Below are 18,703 nucleotides of genomic sequence, written 5' to 3' on the forward strand. Positions count from 1 at the left end.
ACGACCCACTCCATCACAACCAGCCTGTTGGCACTGGTGTTTGCCCTGTTTTCAACCCTTGCCCTCGCCCAGGAGTCTCGCGTTTACCAGCTCAACAACCGCACCCCAGATCAGCGATCTTGGGAGAAGAGTACTGGATGATGTTGTTGGCGCGCTCAGAACCACCCACAATCTCGTTGATGTCACCGCGCAGGTCACCAAACTGGTCAATCTTGCCCTGAGAAACCTTGAAAGGGGTATCGAATTTACCCGCTTTCAGCATACCCAGCTGGCTGTGCTTGAAACCACCGAAGATATTGCGCTGGCTGAAGGGACCGCTACCCTCATCAACACTGATCTGATATTCAGCTTGGTAAATAGCGACCACATCGTTAATGTCCAGATCCAGCTCGCCCTTCACACCAAGGCGTGATGCGTTGCTTTCCAGTTCCCACTGATCCTCAGCGCCATTGTCCTGATGCTCATAAGAAACGTTCACTTTACCGTAAACAGTCGGGCCCTTGTCAGCCATCGCCACAGACGGCGCGACAACCATGGAACCGATAGCCAGTGCCAGCAATTGCTTTTTATTTCCTCTCATCTGTTGCCAATCGAGACATCGCCTTAACCAATAAAAATGGCAGAAGGCGAAGTTTGCTTCCGATATAAGCCTACAACTATAAGTAGCCCAAAAGTAAAAAGGTGCCAATACCGATATCTAAATGTACTCATAAGTTATTCCTGAATCCGTGAGACTGGCCCCCTGAAGCGCTTCTAACCCACTGACCTGCATGGCAATATAGCGGATATCGCCATTCACCCAGACAGTGCCATGCCCAACGTCAAGTTCCGCGCCAGTCGCCGCACCCTCACCAGCCATTCCGGGTTGTCGATCATCGGGCAGTGCCTCGAGATCGCCGGCGTCGACAGCATCGACGGCCGCTTCCCCACCACGCTGGGCATGCGCACCAGCGACGTGGTCAAGAGCTACCTGGGCCTGCTGTGTCTGGGCATGAGCGACTATGACGCCATCGAAAACTTCCGCCGCGACAAGCCCTTCCAACAACTGCTGACCCTGCAGAAGGTGCCGAGCACGGCGACGCTGCGACAGCGGCTTGAGAAACTCGCCGCCAACAACCTGCAGGCGCGCACCGCCATCTGGTCCACGACCCTGCTGTCACTGGTCGAGGCACCGATCACCGCCGAGACGACGCACGTCTGCCTGGACATCGACACCTTCGTCATGGACAACAGCAACTCGAAGAAGGAAGGCGTCTCGCGGACCTACCAGAAGGTCGACGGCTACACCCCGATCGCCGCGTATCTGGGCAACGAAGGGTGGTGCTTGGGCCTGGAACTGCGTCCCGGCAAGCAGCACACCATGAAGGAGAGCAACGCCTTCCTGGAGCGGGTGCTGCCCCGCGCCCAAGGCCTGACCGAGCGACCGATCCTGCTGCGTGAGGACAGCGGCTTCGACAGCCAGGCGCACCTGGCGCTTCTCGAACAGCAGCGGCAGGCCTTTGCCGAGGAGGGCCGCCGGCTGGACTACCTCGTCAAATGGAACCCGCGTGGCTCGGCCACGGCCGATCAGGACACCTGGCTGGCCGTGGCGGCGGACTACTGGGAAGAGCTGCGCCCTGGCAAACGCCAGGCGCTGTGGACGCAGACGGTCTCGATCCACGACGACAACAAGATCGAATACGTCGTCAAGCGCGTGATGCGCCTGGTGGAGCGCACCGCCGATCACGATGGCCAGTTGCTGCTCGAACCAGAGGTTGAGTTGGAAGGCTGGTGGACCAGCCTGGACGAGGCGCCGGAGGCGGTGATCAAGCGCTATCAGGCGCATGCCACCCACGAGCAGTTCCATAGCGAGATCAAGACCGATCTTGACCTGGAGCGGCTACCGTCGGGCAAGTTCGCCACCAACGATCTGATCCTGCATCTCGCCCAACTGGCCTACAACATCCTGCGATTGATGGGGCAACTGGGCATGACCGGCGAGCTAAGCCCGGTCCGCCATCCCGCCAAGCGGCGCCGGCTGCGGACGGTGTTGCAGGAATTGGTGCATCGTGCGGCTCTCGTGATTCACAAGGCGCGGCAGATCATCCTCGACTTCGGGCAGGACATCGGGCGCATGACGGTGTTGAACACCCTGCGGAGCCGGCTGCGTTACCCACGAGGGTCGCCATGCTGACTGTCTGCCAGAGAGCATCCCCAGACAGTGCGCGACGGGCGATCGCCGGTCGCCAGGTTGGCCGTGCGCGGCAGGGGCGTAAGCGGAGAAAACCGGGTGATCAGGACCGATCGACGTGGGCATTTCCGACGACATCGGGCTCGCACCTCCACGATATTCGAGTCAAATTCTCAAAAATCTCACGCAGACGATGATAGGGGGAATGTCGGCTGCGGCATCACGGATTCAGGTTATTTTTTCCGACATTTTCAGCCCTGCTTCAGGTTGGCACGCTATAACACCTACTCATGTCTTTGAAGATTCATACGACGCCATGCGCCTTGTTCGCCAAACAGGGAAAATGAACGATGTAAGAAGGCTCAACCGAATCAGTTTTAGCGCCTCCGCGATGAAGTAACAATATCCATTCAACCCTGAAAAACATAAGGATACGGTATGCAAAAGAAGAAGAGTTCGCTCCCTATCATTCACGCTTCCTTAGCAACGCTGTTGATGTCGCTAGCAATCCCGGCACTGGCCCATGAAGGCCTCGCAAACACTTTACCGAGGGATGGCGTCACCATTCAGGATTCCCCAGCAGAGATTGGCATCGAGTTTGGTGGCTTGATGCGCATCACCCAGTTTGAAGTGAAAGGCCCGGACGGCCCCGTTCCTCTTGATGGTCTGCCAGGCAGTGAACAGGTCGATCGCTACTTCGTAAAGCCCAGTGACACTCTTTCGGCTGGGGATTACCAGGTGCGCTGGCGTGGCCTATCGGATGACGGGCACATGATGTCTGACGGTTTTAACTTCTCGGTCGAGCCCTGACCCGTGGCCTGGTGGTTCTCCGTAAATAGCCTCGATGTCTGGACCGTCGCGATGATTCTCGTGGCGGCTGGGGTTTACCTTAGTGCCCTAGTCGCGACGGGGGCCGTGTTGTTTCGTCTAGCGTTTCCCCGACTCCCTGATCACGACCGGAGGCGCGTCGCCCGCATGGGCGTCTTTGCTGCCTGGGCGGGGGTCATTCTGATTCTGTTCCAGTGGCCTTTAGAAGCTGGTTACCTTGGGGGCGGCAATATATCTGCTGCAACCAACCCAATGCTGCTCGGAATCGTGTTTGAGGGTGCGTCCGGGGGCCGGCTAATGCTGGCGGTAGCTGGCTTGCTGCTGGTTCAGGCGATTCAGCTTAATAACTTAGCGCTCTCGAAAACAGCCAACAGCGTGAGCCTAGTAGGCGTTTTATTGGTGATGCTGGCATTCGTGCAGGTGGGGCATACAGTAAACACCCCACGCCTCGTTCTGGCTGGTTTGCTGAGCGTTCACCTGATGGCGGCAGCATTTTGGGTGGCCTCGCTTTGGCCGCTGTTCCATTTAGTAGGACGGGGTCACAACCAGGACAATACCGCCCACATTCTGACCCGTTTCGGGAAAATCGCCATGGGCGGAGTTGGCGTGTTGGTACTGGCGGGTGTTACTTTGGCCACGCTGCTAACGGGCGGTCTCAAGCCACTACTCACCACGGCATACGGACAGTTCTTGATCGGCAAGGTATTGATTGTCGCGGTGCTGCTGTTATTTGCTGCCGCGAACAAGTGGCGGCTTGTGCCGGCCTTTGAGAGCGGCGACGCAACAGCCCCACGACGGTTACAGCGAAGTATTGCGCTGGAGATGGTGCTGGTCGCGGTTATCCTGCTGATCACGGCGGTGCTGACAAGGGTGACATCGCCGAATGGGTGATCGACAGGACAACTGCCTTGGGAAGTTAAGAACCCAGCTTACTAGCTTTAAACGGGTATACGGATTTAATGGTTGATGGGGCACCTTCACCCCATCAATCTGATACCACCCTCAGATGGTTGATAGATCGACTCCGTAGTTGAGTTCCTCTGCGAAGTCCGGCAGTCCGTAACCGATGGTTTTCTTGTAGAAAGGAGAGACCTTCGCAGTCGGTGCCTTCTTCTTGTGCTTCGTGGTGTAGAGCATTCGTGCCCGCATCACCTCGAAGGAGTAACCGCGCCCTTCACGGTTCTTGTCCTTGGCCAGTCGGTTGATGGACTCCGTGTAAGCGTTGGTGACGGGCATGTCCGTCTCGAAGTAGGTCATGGTCTCTTCGCGCCAGTTTCCCACTGCCCGGTAGGGGTTCCACATGTCCATGCTGACGATCTCGACCTTCTGCCGGTCTTTCAGCTTCATCAGGTAGTTGGTCACCACGTCCTGGCGGCGGGTGGCCAGCAGGTCGAGCAGGGTTCGCTCCTCAATGTTGGTCAGAATGCAGCGGTAGCGCTTGTTCAGGCCGGTCTGTGCCGCCACAAAGGTGTAGGGGTGGTTGAAGGATTCCTTCTCCACGTACTCATGCAGCCGCAGTGTCATACGGAATCCGTCTACCATCTCCGGTAGCTGGGGCCTGAATGTTGTCTTGCAGGCCCGGCAGGTGTATCGGCGGCGGACCACCCAGAGAGTGACCCGCTTGCCGTGGATGGGCAGATCACGATAGGGAACGTCACGCTTGCCGAACCGTACGAACTCACCCTGCACGCCGCATTCCTCGCAGGCGATGGGATCGGGCACGTCCACCTGGAAGTGCATTTCGTCGTCGGTTGATTTGCAGCCCAGTACTTGGTATTGCGGAGGTGAAGGATGTTGTCGGGAAGTTCGGTCATGGTGTTGTATAGGCGTAGGTGTCAGTCAGATCCATCCGGCTCGGCATTGGTGTTTGCTTTTTTACCCAACAAGCTGCTGGAAACGAAAAGTAAGGCACCGAGGACAATTGCAATATCAGCCAGGTTGAAGGCCGGCCAATGCCAGTCTCGCCAATAGAAATCAAAGGAATCCACAACATAGCCGCGAAAGACCCGGTCAATCAGGTTGCCCATGGCGCCACCGAGGATAAGACTGTAAGCGATGGCTTCTCCTTTATGACGATTTTCAAGGATCAGCTTGATCAGAAAAATCGAGACCACTACCGCGATTCCGATAAAAAAGTAGCGCTGCCAGCAGGCCCGATATGGACAATAGGGCATACGGCGAGAGCTTTTTGCCAATAATGAGCATTATTTAACCCTTCAACGCCAGAATGCGTCTGGCACCGTTAAGTACAATGACCCCCGCGATGGTGCCGATAATCAGATCCGGATAATTGGACCCGGTCCACGCGACCAGGGCGCCGGCGGTGATGACCCCCAGGTTGATCACCACGTCGTTGGCCGAAAATATCCAGCTAGCCTTCATATGAGCTCCGCCCCCTCGATGTTTGGATACCATCAGCAGACAGGCGGTATTGGCAATCAATGCGACGAATGCGATGGCTATCATCACCAGCGATTCAGGCTCACTACCGAATACAAAGCGCCTCACCACCTCTACGAGTACGCCAACAGCCAAAACCAGTTGGACCACACCAGCAACGTGCGCAACACGGACCTGCCTTTTCACGCTATGCCCAACCGCATAAAGAGCGAGTCCGTACACTGCCGCATCAGCAAAATTGTCCAGGGACTCTGCAATGAGGCCAGTTGACTGAGCCATCAGACCGGCAGTCATTTCCACCACGAACAGAAGTGCATTGATGCCGAGCAACCAGCGCAGGGTCCCGGATTCTTGCTTAGCAGAAGCTGCCGAAAACTCGGCGGCCTTGATGGTCTCCGGATTTGCAGCGACGGTTTCCTGAAGCGAGGCGCCTAGCCCCAAGGTCTTCAGTTTCGAGGTGACGGGCTCGACCTCGCCGTCATGCACGACCTTCAGCCGGCGGTTCGACAAGTCGAAGGACAGCGCCCGAATCTCCTCAAAGCCGTTCAGGGCTAGGCGAATCATTCGTTCTTCTGATGGACAGTCCATCTTCGGCACGGCATAAACACTGACCCATCTCCCTGGCGCCTCGGAGGAGGCCTGTATATCGGTATCCGCTGCGGACGTTGCATCACCGCCACAGGCGCCACCACAGGATTTGCTCATGATACGACTCCACTTGAACAATGTTGTGGTACCATTTAAAACTATAAAGCTACTATAAGGTCAATAGAGTAAAGAATCCGTTGGGGAGGAGGCTGATGCGCATTGGTCAGTTGGCGCAGTTGGTAGGGGTCGAAACACAGACGATCCGCTTCTATGAACAGCAGGGCTTGTTGCCGCCGCCTGGTCGGCAGGACAACGGTTACCGTGTCTATACCGAGAAGCATGGTGAGGGGCTGGCCTTCATCCGTCGCTGCAGAATCCTGGGCCTGTCACTGGCTGAGATTCACGAACTACAGAGCTATCAGGACGACCCTCATCAGCCTTGTACCGCCGTCAACGCCTTGCTCGATGATCACATCTCTCATGTGCGGTCGCAGATAACCGCTCTGCAAGCGCTTGAGAAACAACTCGTTTCACTGAGAGCGAGTTGCAACGATGACCGGGAAGTTGAGGCGTGTGGGGTTCTTGCTGGAATTAGCGAAGGAAACATGCACCAGCAGTAGGTGAAGCATCAACCAGATAATCCGATGAGATGCCGGTCTGTCTCACTCTCATGCAAAGGTAAGATCAACCATTTAATCCGCTTACCCAAAAATTCTCTGACTAAAAATGCCCGTGCAGTCATCACTGGCGCCGGCAGCGGCATCGGCAAAGCGCTGGCATTGGAACTCGCCCGGCGCGGGAGCCTTGTGGTGTGCTCTGACATCAATCTGGACGCCGCGGAACAAACCGCCAGCGAAGTCCGCCGACAAGGTTGCTCGCATGGCGCTGGATGGCCTGGATAACAAACAGCTTTACGTTATGCCACAGGTCGATGCCCGCATGATCTGGCGAATCAAACGTCTGCTGCCGAATTCCTATGCGGCGATTACTGGGCTTATTAATCGCCGGATGACGTCCAAATTCGTCTGATGACAGGCCTTAACACTCCCCACAAGCCAGGAGACTGACATGGCAAAGATTGATCTCGATAACATGCTGGAAAAGATCAAAAACACTCAGTGGAGCCTGTCATCACCTATCACCCGACCGCCTGACCACCGCTTACGAGATTGCCTGATGAAGAACAACCAACCGCTTGCTCAACAGCAGCCGCCCGCCGACGCATTGATTATCGGCGCCGGCTTTGCCGGCCTGGACGAGTTTGAGGGCAAGAAGATACACAGCGCCGCCTGGGATCATGATTACGACCTCAAGGGCAAACGCATCGCGGTGATCGGCACGGGTGCCAGCGCCGTACAGATCGTACCGGAGCTGGCCAAATGCGCCGGCAAGCTGACGGTATTCCAGCGCACTCCGCCGTGGATCATGCCACGGCCGGACTTCACCACACCGGACTGGAACAAGACGCTGTTCCGCAAAGCGCCCGTGAGTCAGACCGCCGTCCGCAAGGCACTCTATCTGGCCCATGAGTCCATGGCCTTGGCGGTCATCTGGAACTCGCCGCTGACCCGTTTTGCCGAGCGCCTTGGGCGGTGGCACTTGCGCAAACAGATACCGGACCTCTGGCTACGCCGGCAACTGACCCCGGACTATCGCCTGCTGGCAGAAGAGGCCGCGAGCGAGACCGTTTAAGGCCGCCCGGCAGCCTCCTGAGCCCGGGCACCCGGATACAACCAGGCAATCAGCAAACTGACCAGGCTGGATGCCAGCAAGGCGCCAAGGAACGGTGCCAGTGTTGGAATACTGTCCGGAAAGCTCGCCGCCAGAGCCCCTGCGGTGAAGCTGCCCTGGCTCACCCAGCCAGGAAGCACGGCACCGAGCAGCCCGGCCAGGCCACCAGCCACCGCTGCCAGCGGCGACATACGGCGCCACAATCCCAGCAGCACCGGCACCACAATCGCCGCACACAGCAAGTCTGCAATCAGAAACAGCCGAAGCACTGAGAAGCCCTGAAGCGCCACCCAGATCACCGGCACCATCAGTATCACCGTCGCCCAGCGGGCAGCACGCACTGACAGGCCACGTCGTCCGGAACTGGCCACCGCCATGGAAGCAATAGCGTTCTGCAAGGTATCGACACTGGAGGCCACCAGCGTCACCGCCAGAACCAGCGCTGGCAGAGCAAGCCAGGCCGGTGCGGAGGAGAGTAATGCGAAGAATGGAATGGGAGGCTCGCCCAGCGGTAATGCATGCATGGCCGCCAGCATCCCCAGACCACCAATGGCCATCACCACCAGAAACGTGCTGACGCCACCCAACACCGCGCCGCGCCCAAGGGCACTATCCGTTTCAGCTGCCCACACCCGCTGCCAATAGCCCTGGTGAAACAGGTTGGCGGCGGTCACCGCAATCACCAGAGTGAGCGCCACAGACAGCGCGCTGCCAACAGGCACAGAAGGCATGACCGCCTCCGCTGGCATGGAGGGCAACCAGTACCAGGCAACACCACCCACAAGCAGCAACAGGGCCAACAACAACCAGGCCTGCCAACGGTCAGTGGCCAAACTCGCCCTCAAACCACCGACAGAGGTATAGATCAGTGTGACCAGCGCCACGCCGAGAACCACCAATGCGGGCGGCACATCAGAAAGCAGCGCGGCAATGGCGCCGATAGCGGTGAGTTCGGCCGCCAGGAAACAGGCCATGTAGGCGACCGAAACCATCGACACCCAGCGCCTGACACCGGCGCCGTAACAAGCCTCGGCAAACTCGCCGATGCTCCGGCCTGCTGGTAGCCGCTTGCGGATGGCAGGGCCATAGAACCCCAGCACCAGAAACGGCAACGCGGAGCCGACCGCATAACCCGCCAGCGCCACAGGCCCCACAAACGCACCAATTTCCGGTGGTGCAAAAAGAATCCACGCCCCCATGCCCGAAGCCAGGAACGATAGCCCGATGGCCTGTGCACTCTGAGAGTTTCGAGCGGTGACATAGTCATCCAGCAGACCGTCCGCCCGTCGTGCGCGTAGACCAAGAACCGCAAAACCAAGGAGTGCCGCGCTGAGCACGGCAACCGTTAGATAGAACAAGTCGCACTTCCTCCGCCGGTATTAACCGGATCAGGTTCCGGGGTCGGCACTTGGCCCACTCACTGGCGCATGGCTTTGAGCGCATCCGCCCACTTGGCCAGCTCGGCCAGCATACTGCCCCCCGAACTGGTGTGGTGGTCTGCCGGCTGGAATCTGCGATTATCATCCAGCAGTTCCCAGGGCATCTGCACCATCACGCTCTCAACCATGGGCATCATCTTCACCGTCGTAACCAGTTGTTTGGCCATCTGCGCAGAACGCAGGCCGCCGGAAACACCGCCGTAACTGACAAAGGCACAAGGCTTGTAATTCCACTCGTTGTAAACGTAGTTAATCGCATTCATGAACGACGGCGGCGGGCAGAAGTTGTATTCGGGAATCACAAACACGTAGGCGTCTGCCTTGGCGACGCTCTCAGACCAGGCCTTGGTGTGGTCGTGCTGGTACTTCTGCTGGCGGGGGTGGTTAGGTTCGTCATAAACCGGCAGGTTAAACTCCGCCAGGTCAACCAGTTCGCTGGCAAAACTGCCCTGCTCGTTCGCAAAACCGTTAAACCATTCGGCGATGGATGGGCCAACACGGCCAGGGCGGGTGCTGCAGATGATGGTTTGTAGCTTGAGTGGCATACCGGATTTCCTTCTTCAGTCATTGTTCAGTTTTGCTGATAAGCCGGGACAGAAACCTGTCCAAATCCCTCACCTCCTCCAGACAAAGGCTATGCTCCATACCATAGCAGTAATACTCCGGCTCATACCCAAGATTCTGCAGCTTTTGCTGCGCCGCCAGCCCCAGGTGCTCTGCCACAATCGGATCAAATCGGCCGTGCCCGATAAAGATCGGCAGCTTCCGATTGGCCTCACTTAATTGAATGGAGTCTACAGTGGCAAAGTAAGTGGACAAGGCAAACAGGCCGCCCAGCCGCTCCGGGTAACTCAACGCCAGCTCATAGGCCACCGCGCCACCCTGGGAGAAACCACCCAGAATGATGTTCTCGCTGGTGATGCCCCGCTCCCGTTCCTGCTGGATAAGCTCAGCCACCATCCCGGCAGAAGCGCGCAGTTGCGTAGTATCCACCTTACGGTCCACATCCATGGCCAGAATGTCGTACCAGGCGGGCATAACCATGCCGCCGTTGATGGTTACTGGCAGCTCAGGTGCGTGCGGAAAGATAAAGCGAACGGGCTGCTCCCGGGAGAAACGAAACTCCGGAACAACGGGTTCGAAATCATGGCCGCTGGCGCCGAGGCCATGCAGCCAGATGATGGTGATTTGGGGGTTCTCGCCGGTATCGATTTGCAAGGTATTCAGGGCTGTCATCGGGCCTCCGGAAGTCAGGTGAAGACCGGCGACTTTAACACTTTCCCGGTCAGCGGGCCCAAAGATCCTTCCGGACACTCACCCACAGCTTACGAAACTCTGCGGCGGCTGGGCTATTTGGCGCCAGCAGTTCCAGCGGTTGCCCCTCCTCTCCCATCCGCTCAACCACACTGGCATAAGGAACGGCCGCATTCACCGGCGTACCAAGCAGCTCGGTAGCCTGCTCCAGTATTTCCCTGTGCAGATTCTTGCGCCTGTCCACCATCGAGAAAAACGGCCGCAGTTTCTTGTTACCCAACTTCTTGTCTTTCACAAACTCCCGTAACTGGTTCCAGCTGTTGAGTGACAACCAGGTAGGCACCACCGGCACATAGACTTTGTCGGCCATTTCAAGAACCTGTTCAGTCAGGCGCGAGAGCGTGGGCGGGCAGTCCAGAACCACCAGACTGGTGTCTTCAGACAACGGCGCCAACAGGCCTTTCAGGACGTTGTGTCCTTCGTCGTGTTCAAGCTTGATATCGAAGTTACGGAAGCTGCTATGGGCGGGGATAAAGTCTAGATTGGGGTATACGTCCTCATGGATGAAGCGGGCGATGGGAGATTTGCCTTCCAGCAGTTTGGAGAGTTTGCGGCCTTTGACCACTTCTGCACCCGCCAGGTAAAAACTGGCAGCCCCTTGCGGGTCGAGATCCCAAAGCAATGTGCGGATGTTCTCGCGGCTGGCCAGGTAGGCCATATTGACGGCCGCTGCGGTTTTACCCACGCCACCTTTGGGGCTGTAGAAGGCAATAATTCTCATGACGGGGGCTCCTGCCGTGTCTGGTGTCAGAAAACACTACAGGATAACAGCCACCCGCCAGGCTTCTATGAAGCTTTTATGACAGAACAACAGCTGGAACGGGGGTGTCGCGAGTATGAAGGGCTTTCGTAAAACCACGCTCACGCGGCTTTGCGGAAGCCCTCCATCCGCACAGTTTTGTCCCGATTGCGCTTGTACTTGGTTTTGTCTTCAACCACGCGCATCTGGTACTTTGGTGTTCTCAGTTCCCGTTGCACAGCGCTGTGCTGTGTGGCTTTCGCCTGTTTCTTCGCCATTTCGGTTTCTCCTCGTTTGGCTAGGTTTTTACGGTGCGTATTATACCACTTTCCTGAATTTCACGAGCGTAAGCAATGACACTCACTGTGTGGCTCACATTTCTGGTCGCAGCCCTTCTGATCAGCGTTTCTCCCGGTGCCGGCGCGGTTAATTCCATGAGCAGCGGTCTGCGCTATGGCGTGCGCAAATCCCTGCCCACCATCGCCGGCCAGCAGTTCGGTTATGGCGTGCAGATTGTGCTGGTGGGCGCAGGCCTGGGCGCCATTGTGGCGTCATCCAATACCGCCCTGATGGTCATCAAATGGATCGGTGTGGCGTACCTGATCTGGCTGGGCATCCAGAAATGGCGTGAAGAACCGGTGCAGGCATCCCGCGCAGACCTGTCCGGCTTCAGCCCGCGCCAGCAGTTCTGGAATGGCGCACTGGTGAACCTCACCAACCCGAAAGCCACGATCTTTCTGATCGCTCTGTTCCCGCAATTCCTGGTGGCCGGCACGCCCCATGGTCAGCAGCTGGCTACCATGGGCACCACACTGATTATTGTCGATATCCTGGTGATGGTGGGCTACGCCCTGCTGGCCAGCCAGTTGTTCCGGTTCATGACAACGCCCATGCGACAACGGCAAATGAACCGGTTATTCGGCGGGCTATTTGTGACGGCGGCCGTGGCACTGGCGAGCTTCAAGCGTGCCTGACCTTCTCTGTCAATAGTCCGGGAGAAAGCAACCACTCACTAACTCCCGGATACTGTTCCAGGTCCAACACAAACTCCTGCCCCCGTGCCGCACTTTTCAGGCGACAGTATTCCGGGGAGCCATCCGGGCGCCAGCGCTCGGGTTTTTGGTGATAGCTCAGCGGCACGCTATCGGCTCCTGGCATAAAAGCCGCCGGCAACCGCCAGTCGGTCACGTTTGCCGCTCCTGCCGCCGTCAATCGGTGCCGCTCGTCCAGGAATGACACCACCCCAGCAGCGGGCAACTCCCCGCTCAGGCCGGGAATCTGCAGTCTGTCGCCACTGACATACAGGCAGTTGTGAGCGGATCGTTTGCCGTGCAGATGCGGGTGGTACGCCGCCCATTCCGGCACGGGCGCCGCCTCGTAAACTGGCCAGACCTCCCCCACCTGCAACCAGCCCCATATGGCGTGAAACGGCCGGCTTTGCGGCACAAAGCGCCAGCGCCGGCGATACCGCTCCACCTGCCGGAACAAAGCAAAGAACAGAAACAGATCGCCGGGCCCCACACCGTGGTTGGCCAGATGAGCCTGGGCCGAGCCGTGCTGACCGAGTATCGGGCGCCAGCCTGGCAGCCGGGGATAGGCATCCTCGATCAGATCCGGGTCCAGGTGGGCGCCTGTTCGAGAGAAGCCAGAGCGGCCGGTTAGCTGGGATACCAGGGGGCCAATGCTTTGGCCATCGTGCTGAATCTGGCTATACCGGATAGGCGACTGATCATCCGGAATCGGAAGCGCCAGAACACGTCCGTCCGGAAACACGGGGTTCGGGCAACCACCGGCAGAACTGTCAAAGCCTTTGCGGCTCAGGATAAGTTTCATAACCCAACATTATCTACGAAAGCATGGTCGCCCGACCATGCTGTCAGCAAAGATAGTCTCGGGAGCTGACCGTCAGGCTGACTGTTCTGCGGCCTTTTCCCGGGCTACCGCTGCCGGCGCTCCCAAAGACAACAAAACGGCCCCCACCGAACAGGCCAGCATGCTCAGGGTAATAGGCAGCAAAGCCTCGCCACCAAAGGCCGATGACAAGGCACTGATCGCACCGGCCAGAGTGAACTGGGACGCCCCCAGCATGGCCGCGGCCGTACCCCCCATGTGGGGAAAGAATTCAAGGGCGTTGGCCATATTGTTCGGCACAATCCCACCCTGGCAACCTACCGCCGCGATAATAAATCCGGCTACCGCCCACAAGGGCCCATCCAGCAACACCACCGACACCAGACCCACCAGCATCACGAACTGGATGATGACCTGCACCCTTAACAGCACCACGGAAGAAAAGGTGCGCAGCAGCGGACGGTTAATCAGGTTGAGCGCTGCCATCACTCCGATATTGGCGGCAAACAGAACGGAGAACGTGCTGTTCGACAGCCCGAACCACTCCTGATAGATAAACGAAGAATGGGTGATAAACAGCATCATGCTGCTGAAACACATCACCTGGATACCGACAAAACGCATGGTGGTGCGATGCTTGAGCACCAGCATATAGTTGGTCACCAGGGTTTTGACCGGTGTGGTTGCCCGTGGCCGGGGTTTGAGCCGGGGAAACAGGGCCAGTTGCAGGACCACGGCCAGGAAGAACGCGTAGGCCGCCAGGAATACGTAGATCCAGTGCCAGTCACCCAGCGCAAGCATCAGGGCGCCAAGAGACGGAGCCGCCGCAGGGGCAATAAACATGATCAGCCCGATCAATCCGAACAGTCTGGCTGCTTCCTGGCCACCCACCTGATCTCTCACAATCGCGGGTACCGACACCGCACAGAATGCACCGCCAATACCCTGGACCACCCGCCAGGCAATCATGCTGGAAAGGTTATCCGCCAGTGCGACCATCAGGCTGGCCAGGGCAAACACCGCCAGTCCGATAAACAGGATGTTGCGGCGGCCATAACGGTCAGACAACGGCCCGCCCACCAATTGGGCCATGCCCAGAGTTGCCACATAGGCGCTCAGCGTAAGGCCCACATCGGCATGGGGAATAGCAAAATTCCGGGCAATTTCCGGAAACGCGGGCAGGTAGGCATCCAGGGCCAGGGGCCCAAGTGCGACGGTCATACCAAGTAGAAGTGCAAGCTGAAAATGCGACAAGATCTACCTCCAGAGACAAGGTAGATAGCTAACAATAATATCGGTCGCCTGACAATCAGCGCTTTCCGAAAGCCAACTAATTCAGTACACACTCACGGCTATAGGTCTGGCTCAGTTCCCGGCGCCGCTGCCGCAGACTGTTGCCCCGATCGTTGCCGTAACCGGCGCGAAGTCTCGCCTGCAAACGGTCCAGTTGCTTGCGGTACTGCTCGCACTGCCGAGTACGGGCTTCCTCCGCCTGTTGAGATTTGGCGTAACGATTCTTGCTGTCAGGCGAAAGCAGCCGGTCCAGCTCTTTGCGGTTGCGGGTTACCCGGTCAGACTGCCGGATATTCTCTGCCATCGGCATGGTGGTGGGCGGTCGCACCTGCACCCGATGGTGCTCGTCCAGCATCGGCGGCGTATCGGAAAAGTGAATGGAGCCGTTGGCATCGGTCCAGCGATAGATTTCCGCCTGAGCCGGCAGCGAGAGGAAAAGACATAGGCAAAACGGCAGGGCCTTGATCCTTGGCATGGGTTCACATCCTGTGAAGTTGTTGGTGCTCGAGTGTGCCGGTGCCAGGCAGAAACCTGGCACCGGTTCAGACTATAACCGATGCAGAGCGGTTTTGCAGGAACCGTGTCACCGGTCCAGCAGCTCGATCCAATGCTGAACGGGCACGTCTGAGCGGGACTCCAGATGCAGCTGGCAACCGATATTGGCGGTCACAATCCGCACCGGATCATCCATGGTCAACGCTTCCAGCTTGTTACTCAGCAGTTTCTGGCTCATCTCCGGCTGGGTGATCGAATAGGTTCCCGCCGAACCACAGCACAGGTGCTTGTCTTTCGTGGCGGCCAGGTCAATGCCGGCACGGGTCAGCACCTGCTCCACCACGCCGTTCTGCTTCATGGCGTGCTGCAGGGTACACGGGCAATGGAAGGCCACTTTGCCCGCCTGGGCACTGGCTTTCAGGGGCTCCAGATCCTCCTTCAGCATAAAGGCGCCCAGATCGGTGCACAGTTCGCTCACTTTCCGGGCCTTGTTGGCGTAGACCGGGTCGTCCCTGAGCAGATGGCCGTAATCCTGTACCATGGCTCCGCAGCCAGACGCCGTCATCACGATGGCTTCCGCCCCCGCCTCAATGGCCGGCCACCAGGCATCGATATTCCGGCGCATCTGCTCCAGGCCGCGCTCGTGCTCCGAGAGGTGGTAATTGACCGCGCCACAACAGCCAGCCTGGGGCGCTTCCACCAGGGTAATGCCGAGTTTATCCAGTACCCGGGCTGTCGCCGCATTGGTGTTGGGGGCCGCCGAAGGCTGCACGCATCCGGCAAGCCCCAGCACAATGCGGTTGTGGTTTGAAGCTGGCCAGGGGCTGGCCTGCCGGCGCGGCGGCACCTTGGTGCGGAGCTTTTCCGGCAGCATCGGCCGGAATGCCTGCCCGGCCCTCAGCAGCAAGCCGAACAACCGGCGATGGGGTAACACCCGGGTGAGCGCCCAGCGCAGCCATTTTTCTTTCGGCTTGCGGGGCAGCTCCTCTTCCAGCAAGCCACGACTGATATCCACCAGACGACCATACTGGACACCTGAGGGGCACGTCGTCTCGCAGCTGCGGCAGGTCAGGCAGCGGTCCAGGTGCTCCCGGGTCTTCTCTGTCACTTCCCCGCCTTCCAGAAACATCTTCATCAGATAGATCCGGCCACGGGGGCCGTCTCGCTCGTCGTTCAGTTCCTGATAGGTGGGGCAGGTTGCGGTGCAAAAACCGCAGTGCACACAGGCCCGGAGGATCTCTTCCGCCTCCTGGCCTTCGGATGTATTGGCAAATTGCTGAACCAGATTCGTTTGCATGATTACAACCAACTATAAAGGCGGCCGGGATTAAACAGGCCGTCGGGGTCAAACGAGTTTTTTACGCGGCGCTGGATGGTTTTCAGCGCTTCTGGTGGCGATTGCATCACCTCACCCTGGCGGTCGCCGCCGCGGAACAGGCTGACCTGGCCACCCGCTGACCGCGCCAGCTTTTCCATGTCGGCAAGCGAGGCGTCACCCCGATACCAGCGCTGGCCACCCACCCAGTCCATCAGCCAGGGGCCGGGCAGATCAGCGGCGGGCGCAGTTGATCCCACTGAAAAGCGCCAGAGGGGTGCCTCGGCATCGGAGAAGAACCCATGCTGCATATCCCGGATCTGCTGCCAGAAGCGGTCACCGTCGTCGAATACATCGCCAGACCATTTCTCGGCGGTGGCCTCTACAGCCGAACGTGCGCCAGACAAACGCAGGTACACCTTGCCATCCACCCAGCAGGCGCCGGTGATGGGCTTAGGCTCGCCGGCCCGGCGGTTCATGTAGTCGATCACCTCATCCATGGCCATATCCTGAACCAGGGTGACGGACGCCGCCGGTTTCGGCATCACTTTCAGGCTGATCTCGGTGATTAAGCCCAGGGTGCCCATTGCGCCAGCCTGCAACCGGGACACATCATAACCGGCCACGTTTTTCATCACCTGGCCACCAAAACGGAGGTGTTCACCCTTGCCGTTCAGCAGCCGAATGCCCAGCACCTGATCCCTCACCGATCCTGTCCAGGGGCGGGCGGGGCCAGACAGGTTACAGGCAAGCGTGCCGCCAATGGTGGATGACTCAGTGAAACGAGGCGGTTCAAAGTGCAGACATTGGCCTTCTGCCGCCAGCGCTTCTTCAATATCTTTAAGGGGTGTGCCGGCCCGCACCGTCAGCACCAGCTCAACCGGGTGATACTCCACAATGCCCGTGTGGCCGGCCAGGCTCAGGGTGTCGGCGTCTGCGCTTGGCTCACGGCCCATGAACGCCTTGCTGCCACCGCCAACAATATTCAGCTTGTTTCCGTTCTGCCGGGCCTGAAGCACCTGCTCCTGCAGTTGTTGAATCTGATCAGCCATGGCTGGCACCCGCCTGTTCGTGGTTGTGTTGCTTATGTTCGATAGAGCGATATTCCTGGCAGAACCGCAGCGTCGGCACGCCCTTGCCCGGATTCAGGATGCCGGTGGGGTCGAAGGCGGCTTTTACATCGTGGAACTGCTGCAATTCTTCGTCGTTGAACTGCACGGCCATCTGGCGGATTTTCTCCACACCCACGCCATGTTCGCCGGTTATGCAGCCGCCCACTTCCACACACAGAGACAGGATGGCGCTGCCGAAAGCCTCGGCACTCTCGAACTCACCGGGCACATTGGCATCAAACAGAATCAACGGGTGCAAGTTGCCGTCGCCAGCGTGGAACACATTGGCCACCCGCAGGCCAAACCGCTCGGACATGCTCTCCATTTCCAGAAGCACCTTGGCCAGGTGTCGGCGCGGAATGGTGCCGTCCATGCAGTAGTAGTCCGGTGAGATTCGGCCAACCGCCGGGAATGCCGATTTACGGCCTTTCCACAACAGCGCACGCTCAGCCTCGCTGGAGGACGTGCGGATAGACGTGGCGCCCAGTTTCCGGAACACCGCTTCTGCCTCGGCAATGTGTTCGTGCACTTCCTCTTCGGTGCCATCCACCTCGCACAGCAGCAAGGCCTTGGCGTCTCTCGGGTAGCCCGCCTGGCAAAAATCATCGGCGGCAATAATGGCGTGGCCATCCATCATTTCCAGACCACCGGGAATGATGCCATGGGCTATGACACCACCGACCGCATCGCCAGCTTTCTCAACACTGTCGAAACCGGCCATGATCACCTGCGCCACTTCCGGCTTGGGTAACAGTTTGACCTTCACCTCCGTGACCACACCCAGAAGCCCTTCGGAGCCGGTCAGCAGTGCCAGCAAGTCCATACCACAGCTGTCGAGCCCGTCGCTGCCCACCGTTACCCGGTCACCTTCTGCGGTGACGATTTCGACACTCAGCAGGTTATGGACGGTCAGCCCGTACTTCAGGCAGTGCACGCCGCCAGAGTTCTCCGCCACATTACCGCCAATGGTGCAGGCAATCTGGGATGACGGGTCCGGCCCGTAATACAGGCCGAACTGGGCGGCCTCTTCGCTGATGGCCAGGTTCCGCACGCCCGGCTGCAGCCGGGCCGTCCGGGCCAGCGGGTCAACTTCCAGAATCCGGTTGAACTTGGCCAGCGACAGCACCACGCCTTCTTTATGGGGCATGGCCCCTGCGCACAAACCTGTACCGGCACCGCGGGCCACCACGGGCACGCCGTGTTCGTGGCAGATTCGCATGACCCGCTGCACCTGTTCTACGGTCTCGGGCAGCACCACCAGCATGGGCATTTCCCGGTACATGGCCAAGCCATCGCACTCATAGGGCTTGAGGGTTTCGTCATCGGTAATGACAAACTCCGGGTCGATAAAGGCCCGGAGCTGTTCCGCCAACTCCGTTTTAGTTAACCCCGGTTTGCTGGCATGTGATGTGGTTGTCATAACGTTCT

At 58.6% G+C, this 18,703-nt stretch carries 22 protein-coding genes and 2 pseudogenes; 9 read left to right on the forward strand and 15 right to left on the reverse strand.

The features are described 5' to 3' along the window. Positions 1-91: 91 nt before the first annotated feature. Positions 92-580, reverse strand: coding sequence for a porin (locus tag RVM24_RS12955; protein ID WP_431474152.1), 489 nt, complete (start codon positions 578-580; stop codon positions 92-94). A 231-nt stretch (positions 581-811) separates the two neighbouring features. Between RVM24_RS12955 and RVM24_RS12960 the strand changes: the two genes are divergently transcribed. The 4 genes from RVM24_RS12960 to RVM24_RS12975 all read left to right on the forward strand — a co-directional run bounded on the left by RVM24_RS12960 (position 812) and on the right by RVM24_RS12975 (position 3,889). Continuing rightward, the gene (locus RVM24_RS12960) at positions 812-2,173 is read left to right on the forward strand and encodes an IS1380 family transposase (protein ID WP_058092419.1); all 1,362 of its coding nucleotides are present in this window, start codon (positions 812-814) and stop codon (positions 2,171-2,173) included. A 115-nt stretch (positions 2,174-2,288) separates the two neighbouring features. Then, positions 2,289-2,570 (forward strand): hypothetical protein, encoded by a 282-nt coding sequence (locus RVM24_RS12965; RefSeq protein WP_058092418.1) that lies wholly within the window; start codon positions 2,289-2,291, stop codon positions 2,568-2,570. A gap of 38 nt (positions 2,571-2,608) precedes the next feature. After that, entirely contained in the window at positions 2,609-2,980 is a 372-nt protein-coding gene (locus tag RVM24_RS12970; protein WP_058092417.1) for a copper resistance CopC family protein, read from the forward strand. A 165-nt stretch (positions 2,981-3,145) separates the two neighbouring features. Continuing rightward, entirely contained in the window at positions 3,146-3,889 is a 744-nt protein-coding gene (locus tag RVM24_RS12975; protein ID WP_197492726.1) for a copper resistance D family protein, read from the forward strand. A gap of 111 nt (positions 3,890-4,000) precedes the next feature. On the opposite strand, the pseudogene RVM24_RS12980 reads toward RVM24_RS12975, so the two are convergent. From RVM24_RS12980 to RVM24_RS12990, 3 genes and pseudogenes are all read right to left on the reverse strand, one after another. Next, positions 4,001-4,812, reverse strand: a pseudogene (locus RVM24_RS12980) (transposase). 21 nt (positions 4,813-4,833) lie between these two features. Beyond that, a pseudogene (lspA, locus tag RVM24_RS12985) lies at positions 4,834-5,203 on the reverse strand (signal peptidase II). Positions 5,204-5,206: 3 nt separating this feature from the next. Further along, positions 5,207-6,103 (reverse strand): cation transporter, encoded by an 897-nt coding sequence (locus RVM24_RS12990; RefSeq protein ID WP_072676343.1) that lies wholly within the window; start codon positions 6,101-6,103, stop codon positions 5,207-5,209. Positions 6,104-6,198: 95 nt separating this feature from the next. On the opposite strand from RVM24_RS12990, the gene cadR reads away from it, so the two are divergent. The 4 genes from cadR to RVM24_RS13010 are packed head-to-tail and all read left to right on the forward strand — an operon-like array spanning position 6,199 to position 7,678. Beyond that, positions 6,199-6,606, forward strand: coding sequence for a Cd(II)/Pb(II)-responsive transcriptional regulator (cadR, locus tag RVM24_RS12995; protein WP_431474153.1), 408 nt, complete (start codon positions 6,199-6,201; stop codon positions 6,604-6,606). Between the two features lie 24 nt (positions 6,607-6,630). Then, entirely contained in the window at positions 6,631-6,888 is a 258-nt protein-coding gene (locus RVM24_RS13000; RefSeq protein WP_431475407.1) for an SDR family NAD(P)-dependent oxidoreductase, read from the forward strand. Then, positions 6,866-7,015, forward strand: a complete 150-nt coding sequence (locus RVM24_RS13005) for a hypothetical protein (protein WP_178338744.1) — start codon at positions 6,866-6,868, stop codon at positions 7,013-7,015. The genes RVM24_RS13000 and RVM24_RS13005 overlap by 23 nt, the downstream gene beginning before the upstream one ends. 39 nt (positions 7,016-7,054) lie before the next feature. Continuing rightward, entirely contained in the window at positions 7,055-7,678 is a 624-nt protein-coding gene (locus RVM24_RS13010) for a hypothetical protein (RefSeq protein WP_431474154.1), read from the forward strand. Here the strand turns inward: RVM24_RS13010 and RVM24_RS13015 are convergent. From RVM24_RS13015 to RVM24_RS13035, 5 genes are all read right to left on the reverse strand, one after another. Then, entirely contained in the window at positions 7,675-9,075 is a 1,401-nt protein-coding gene (locus RVM24_RS13015; RefSeq protein WP_431474155.1) for a sodium:solute symporter, read from the reverse strand. The two genes, RVM24_RS13010 and RVM24_RS13015, sit on opposite strands and share 4 nt — an antisense overlap. A gap of 59 nt (positions 9,076-9,134) precedes the next feature. Continuing rightward, positions 9,135-9,701 (reverse strand): NADPH-dependent FMN reductase, encoded by a 567-nt coding sequence (locus RVM24_RS13020; protein WP_431474156.1) that lies wholly within the window; start codon positions 9,699-9,701, stop codon positions 9,135-9,137. A 19-nt stretch (positions 9,702-9,720) separates the two neighbouring features. Beyond that, complete coding sequence (locus tag RVM24_RS13025; protein ID WP_431474157.1) at positions 9,721-10,392, reverse strand: alpha/beta hydrolase; 672 nt, start codon at positions 10,390-10,392, stop codon at positions 9,721-9,723. A gap of 49 nt (positions 10,393-10,441) precedes the next feature. Next, entirely contained in the window at positions 10,442-11,191 is a 750-nt protein-coding gene (locus RVM24_RS13030) for a ParA family protein (RefSeq protein WP_431474158.1), read from the reverse strand. 140 nt (positions 11,192-11,331) lie between these two features. Further along, positions 11,332-11,487 (reverse strand): hypothetical protein, encoded by a 156-nt coding sequence (locus RVM24_RS13035; protein ID WP_431474159.1) that lies wholly within the window; start codon positions 11,485-11,487, stop codon positions 11,332-11,334. Positions 11,488-11,562: 75 nt separating this feature from the next. On the opposite strand from RVM24_RS13035, the gene rhtB reads away from it, so the two are divergent. Continuing rightward, positions 11,563-12,183, forward strand: a complete 621-nt coding sequence (gene rhtB, locus RVM24_RS13040; RefSeq protein WP_431474160.1) for a homoserine/homoserine lactone efflux protein — start codon at positions 11,563-11,565, stop codon at positions 12,181-12,183. Here the strand turns inward: rhtB and RVM24_RS13045 are convergent. The 6 genes from RVM24_RS13045 to RVM24_RS13070 all read right to left on the reverse strand — a co-directional run bounded on the left by RVM24_RS13045 (position 12,170) and on the right by RVM24_RS13070 (position 18,695). Beyond that, a complete protein-coding gene (locus RVM24_RS13045; RefSeq protein ID WP_431474161.1) occupies positions 12,170-13,042 on the reverse strand; it encodes a hypothetical protein in 873 nt (290 codons plus the stop codon). The genes rhtB and RVM24_RS13045 overlap by 14 nt on opposite strands. Before the next feature lie 72 nt (positions 13,043-13,114). Beyond that, complete coding sequence (locus RVM24_RS13050; protein ID WP_431474162.1) at positions 13,115-14,314, reverse strand: multidrug effflux MFS transporter; 1,200 nt, start codon at positions 14,312-14,314, stop codon at positions 13,115-13,117. A 76-nt stretch (positions 14,315-14,390) separates the two neighbouring features. Then, the gene (locus tag RVM24_RS13055) at positions 14,391-14,828 is read right to left on the reverse strand and encodes a DUF4124 domain-containing protein (RefSeq protein WP_431474163.1); all 438 of its coding nucleotides are present in this window, start codon (positions 14,826-14,828) and stop codon (positions 14,391-14,393) included. A 108-nt stretch (positions 14,829-14,936) separates the two neighbouring features. Beyond that, on the reverse strand, positions 14,937-16,145 hold the full coding sequence (gene glcF / locus RVM24_RS13060; protein WP_431474164.1) for a glycolate oxidase subunit GlcF: 1,209 nt from the start codon (positions 16,143-16,145) through the stop codon (positions 14,937-14,939). Positions 16,146-16,147: 2 nt separating this feature from the next. After that, entirely contained in the window at positions 16,148-17,215 is a 1,068-nt protein-coding gene (gene glcE, locus RVM24_RS13065) for a glycolate oxidase subunit GlcE (RefSeq protein ID WP_431474165.1), read from the reverse strand. Continuing rightward, positions 17,208-18,695, reverse strand: a complete 1,488-nt coding sequence (locus RVM24_RS13070; protein ID WP_431474166.1) for an FAD-linked oxidase C-terminal domain-containing protein — start codon at positions 18,693-18,695, stop codon at positions 17,208-17,210. Before RVM24_RS13070 ends, glcE begins: the two co-directional genes overlap by 8 nt. Positions 18,696-18,703 lie beyond the last annotated feature (8 nt).

The sequence above is a fragment of the Marinobacter sp. KM021 genome (assembly GCF_050707965.1).
Classification (GTDB): domain Bacteria; phylum Pseudomonadota; class Gammaproteobacteria; order Pseudomonadales; family Oleiphilaceae; genus Marinobacter; species Marinobacter shengliensis.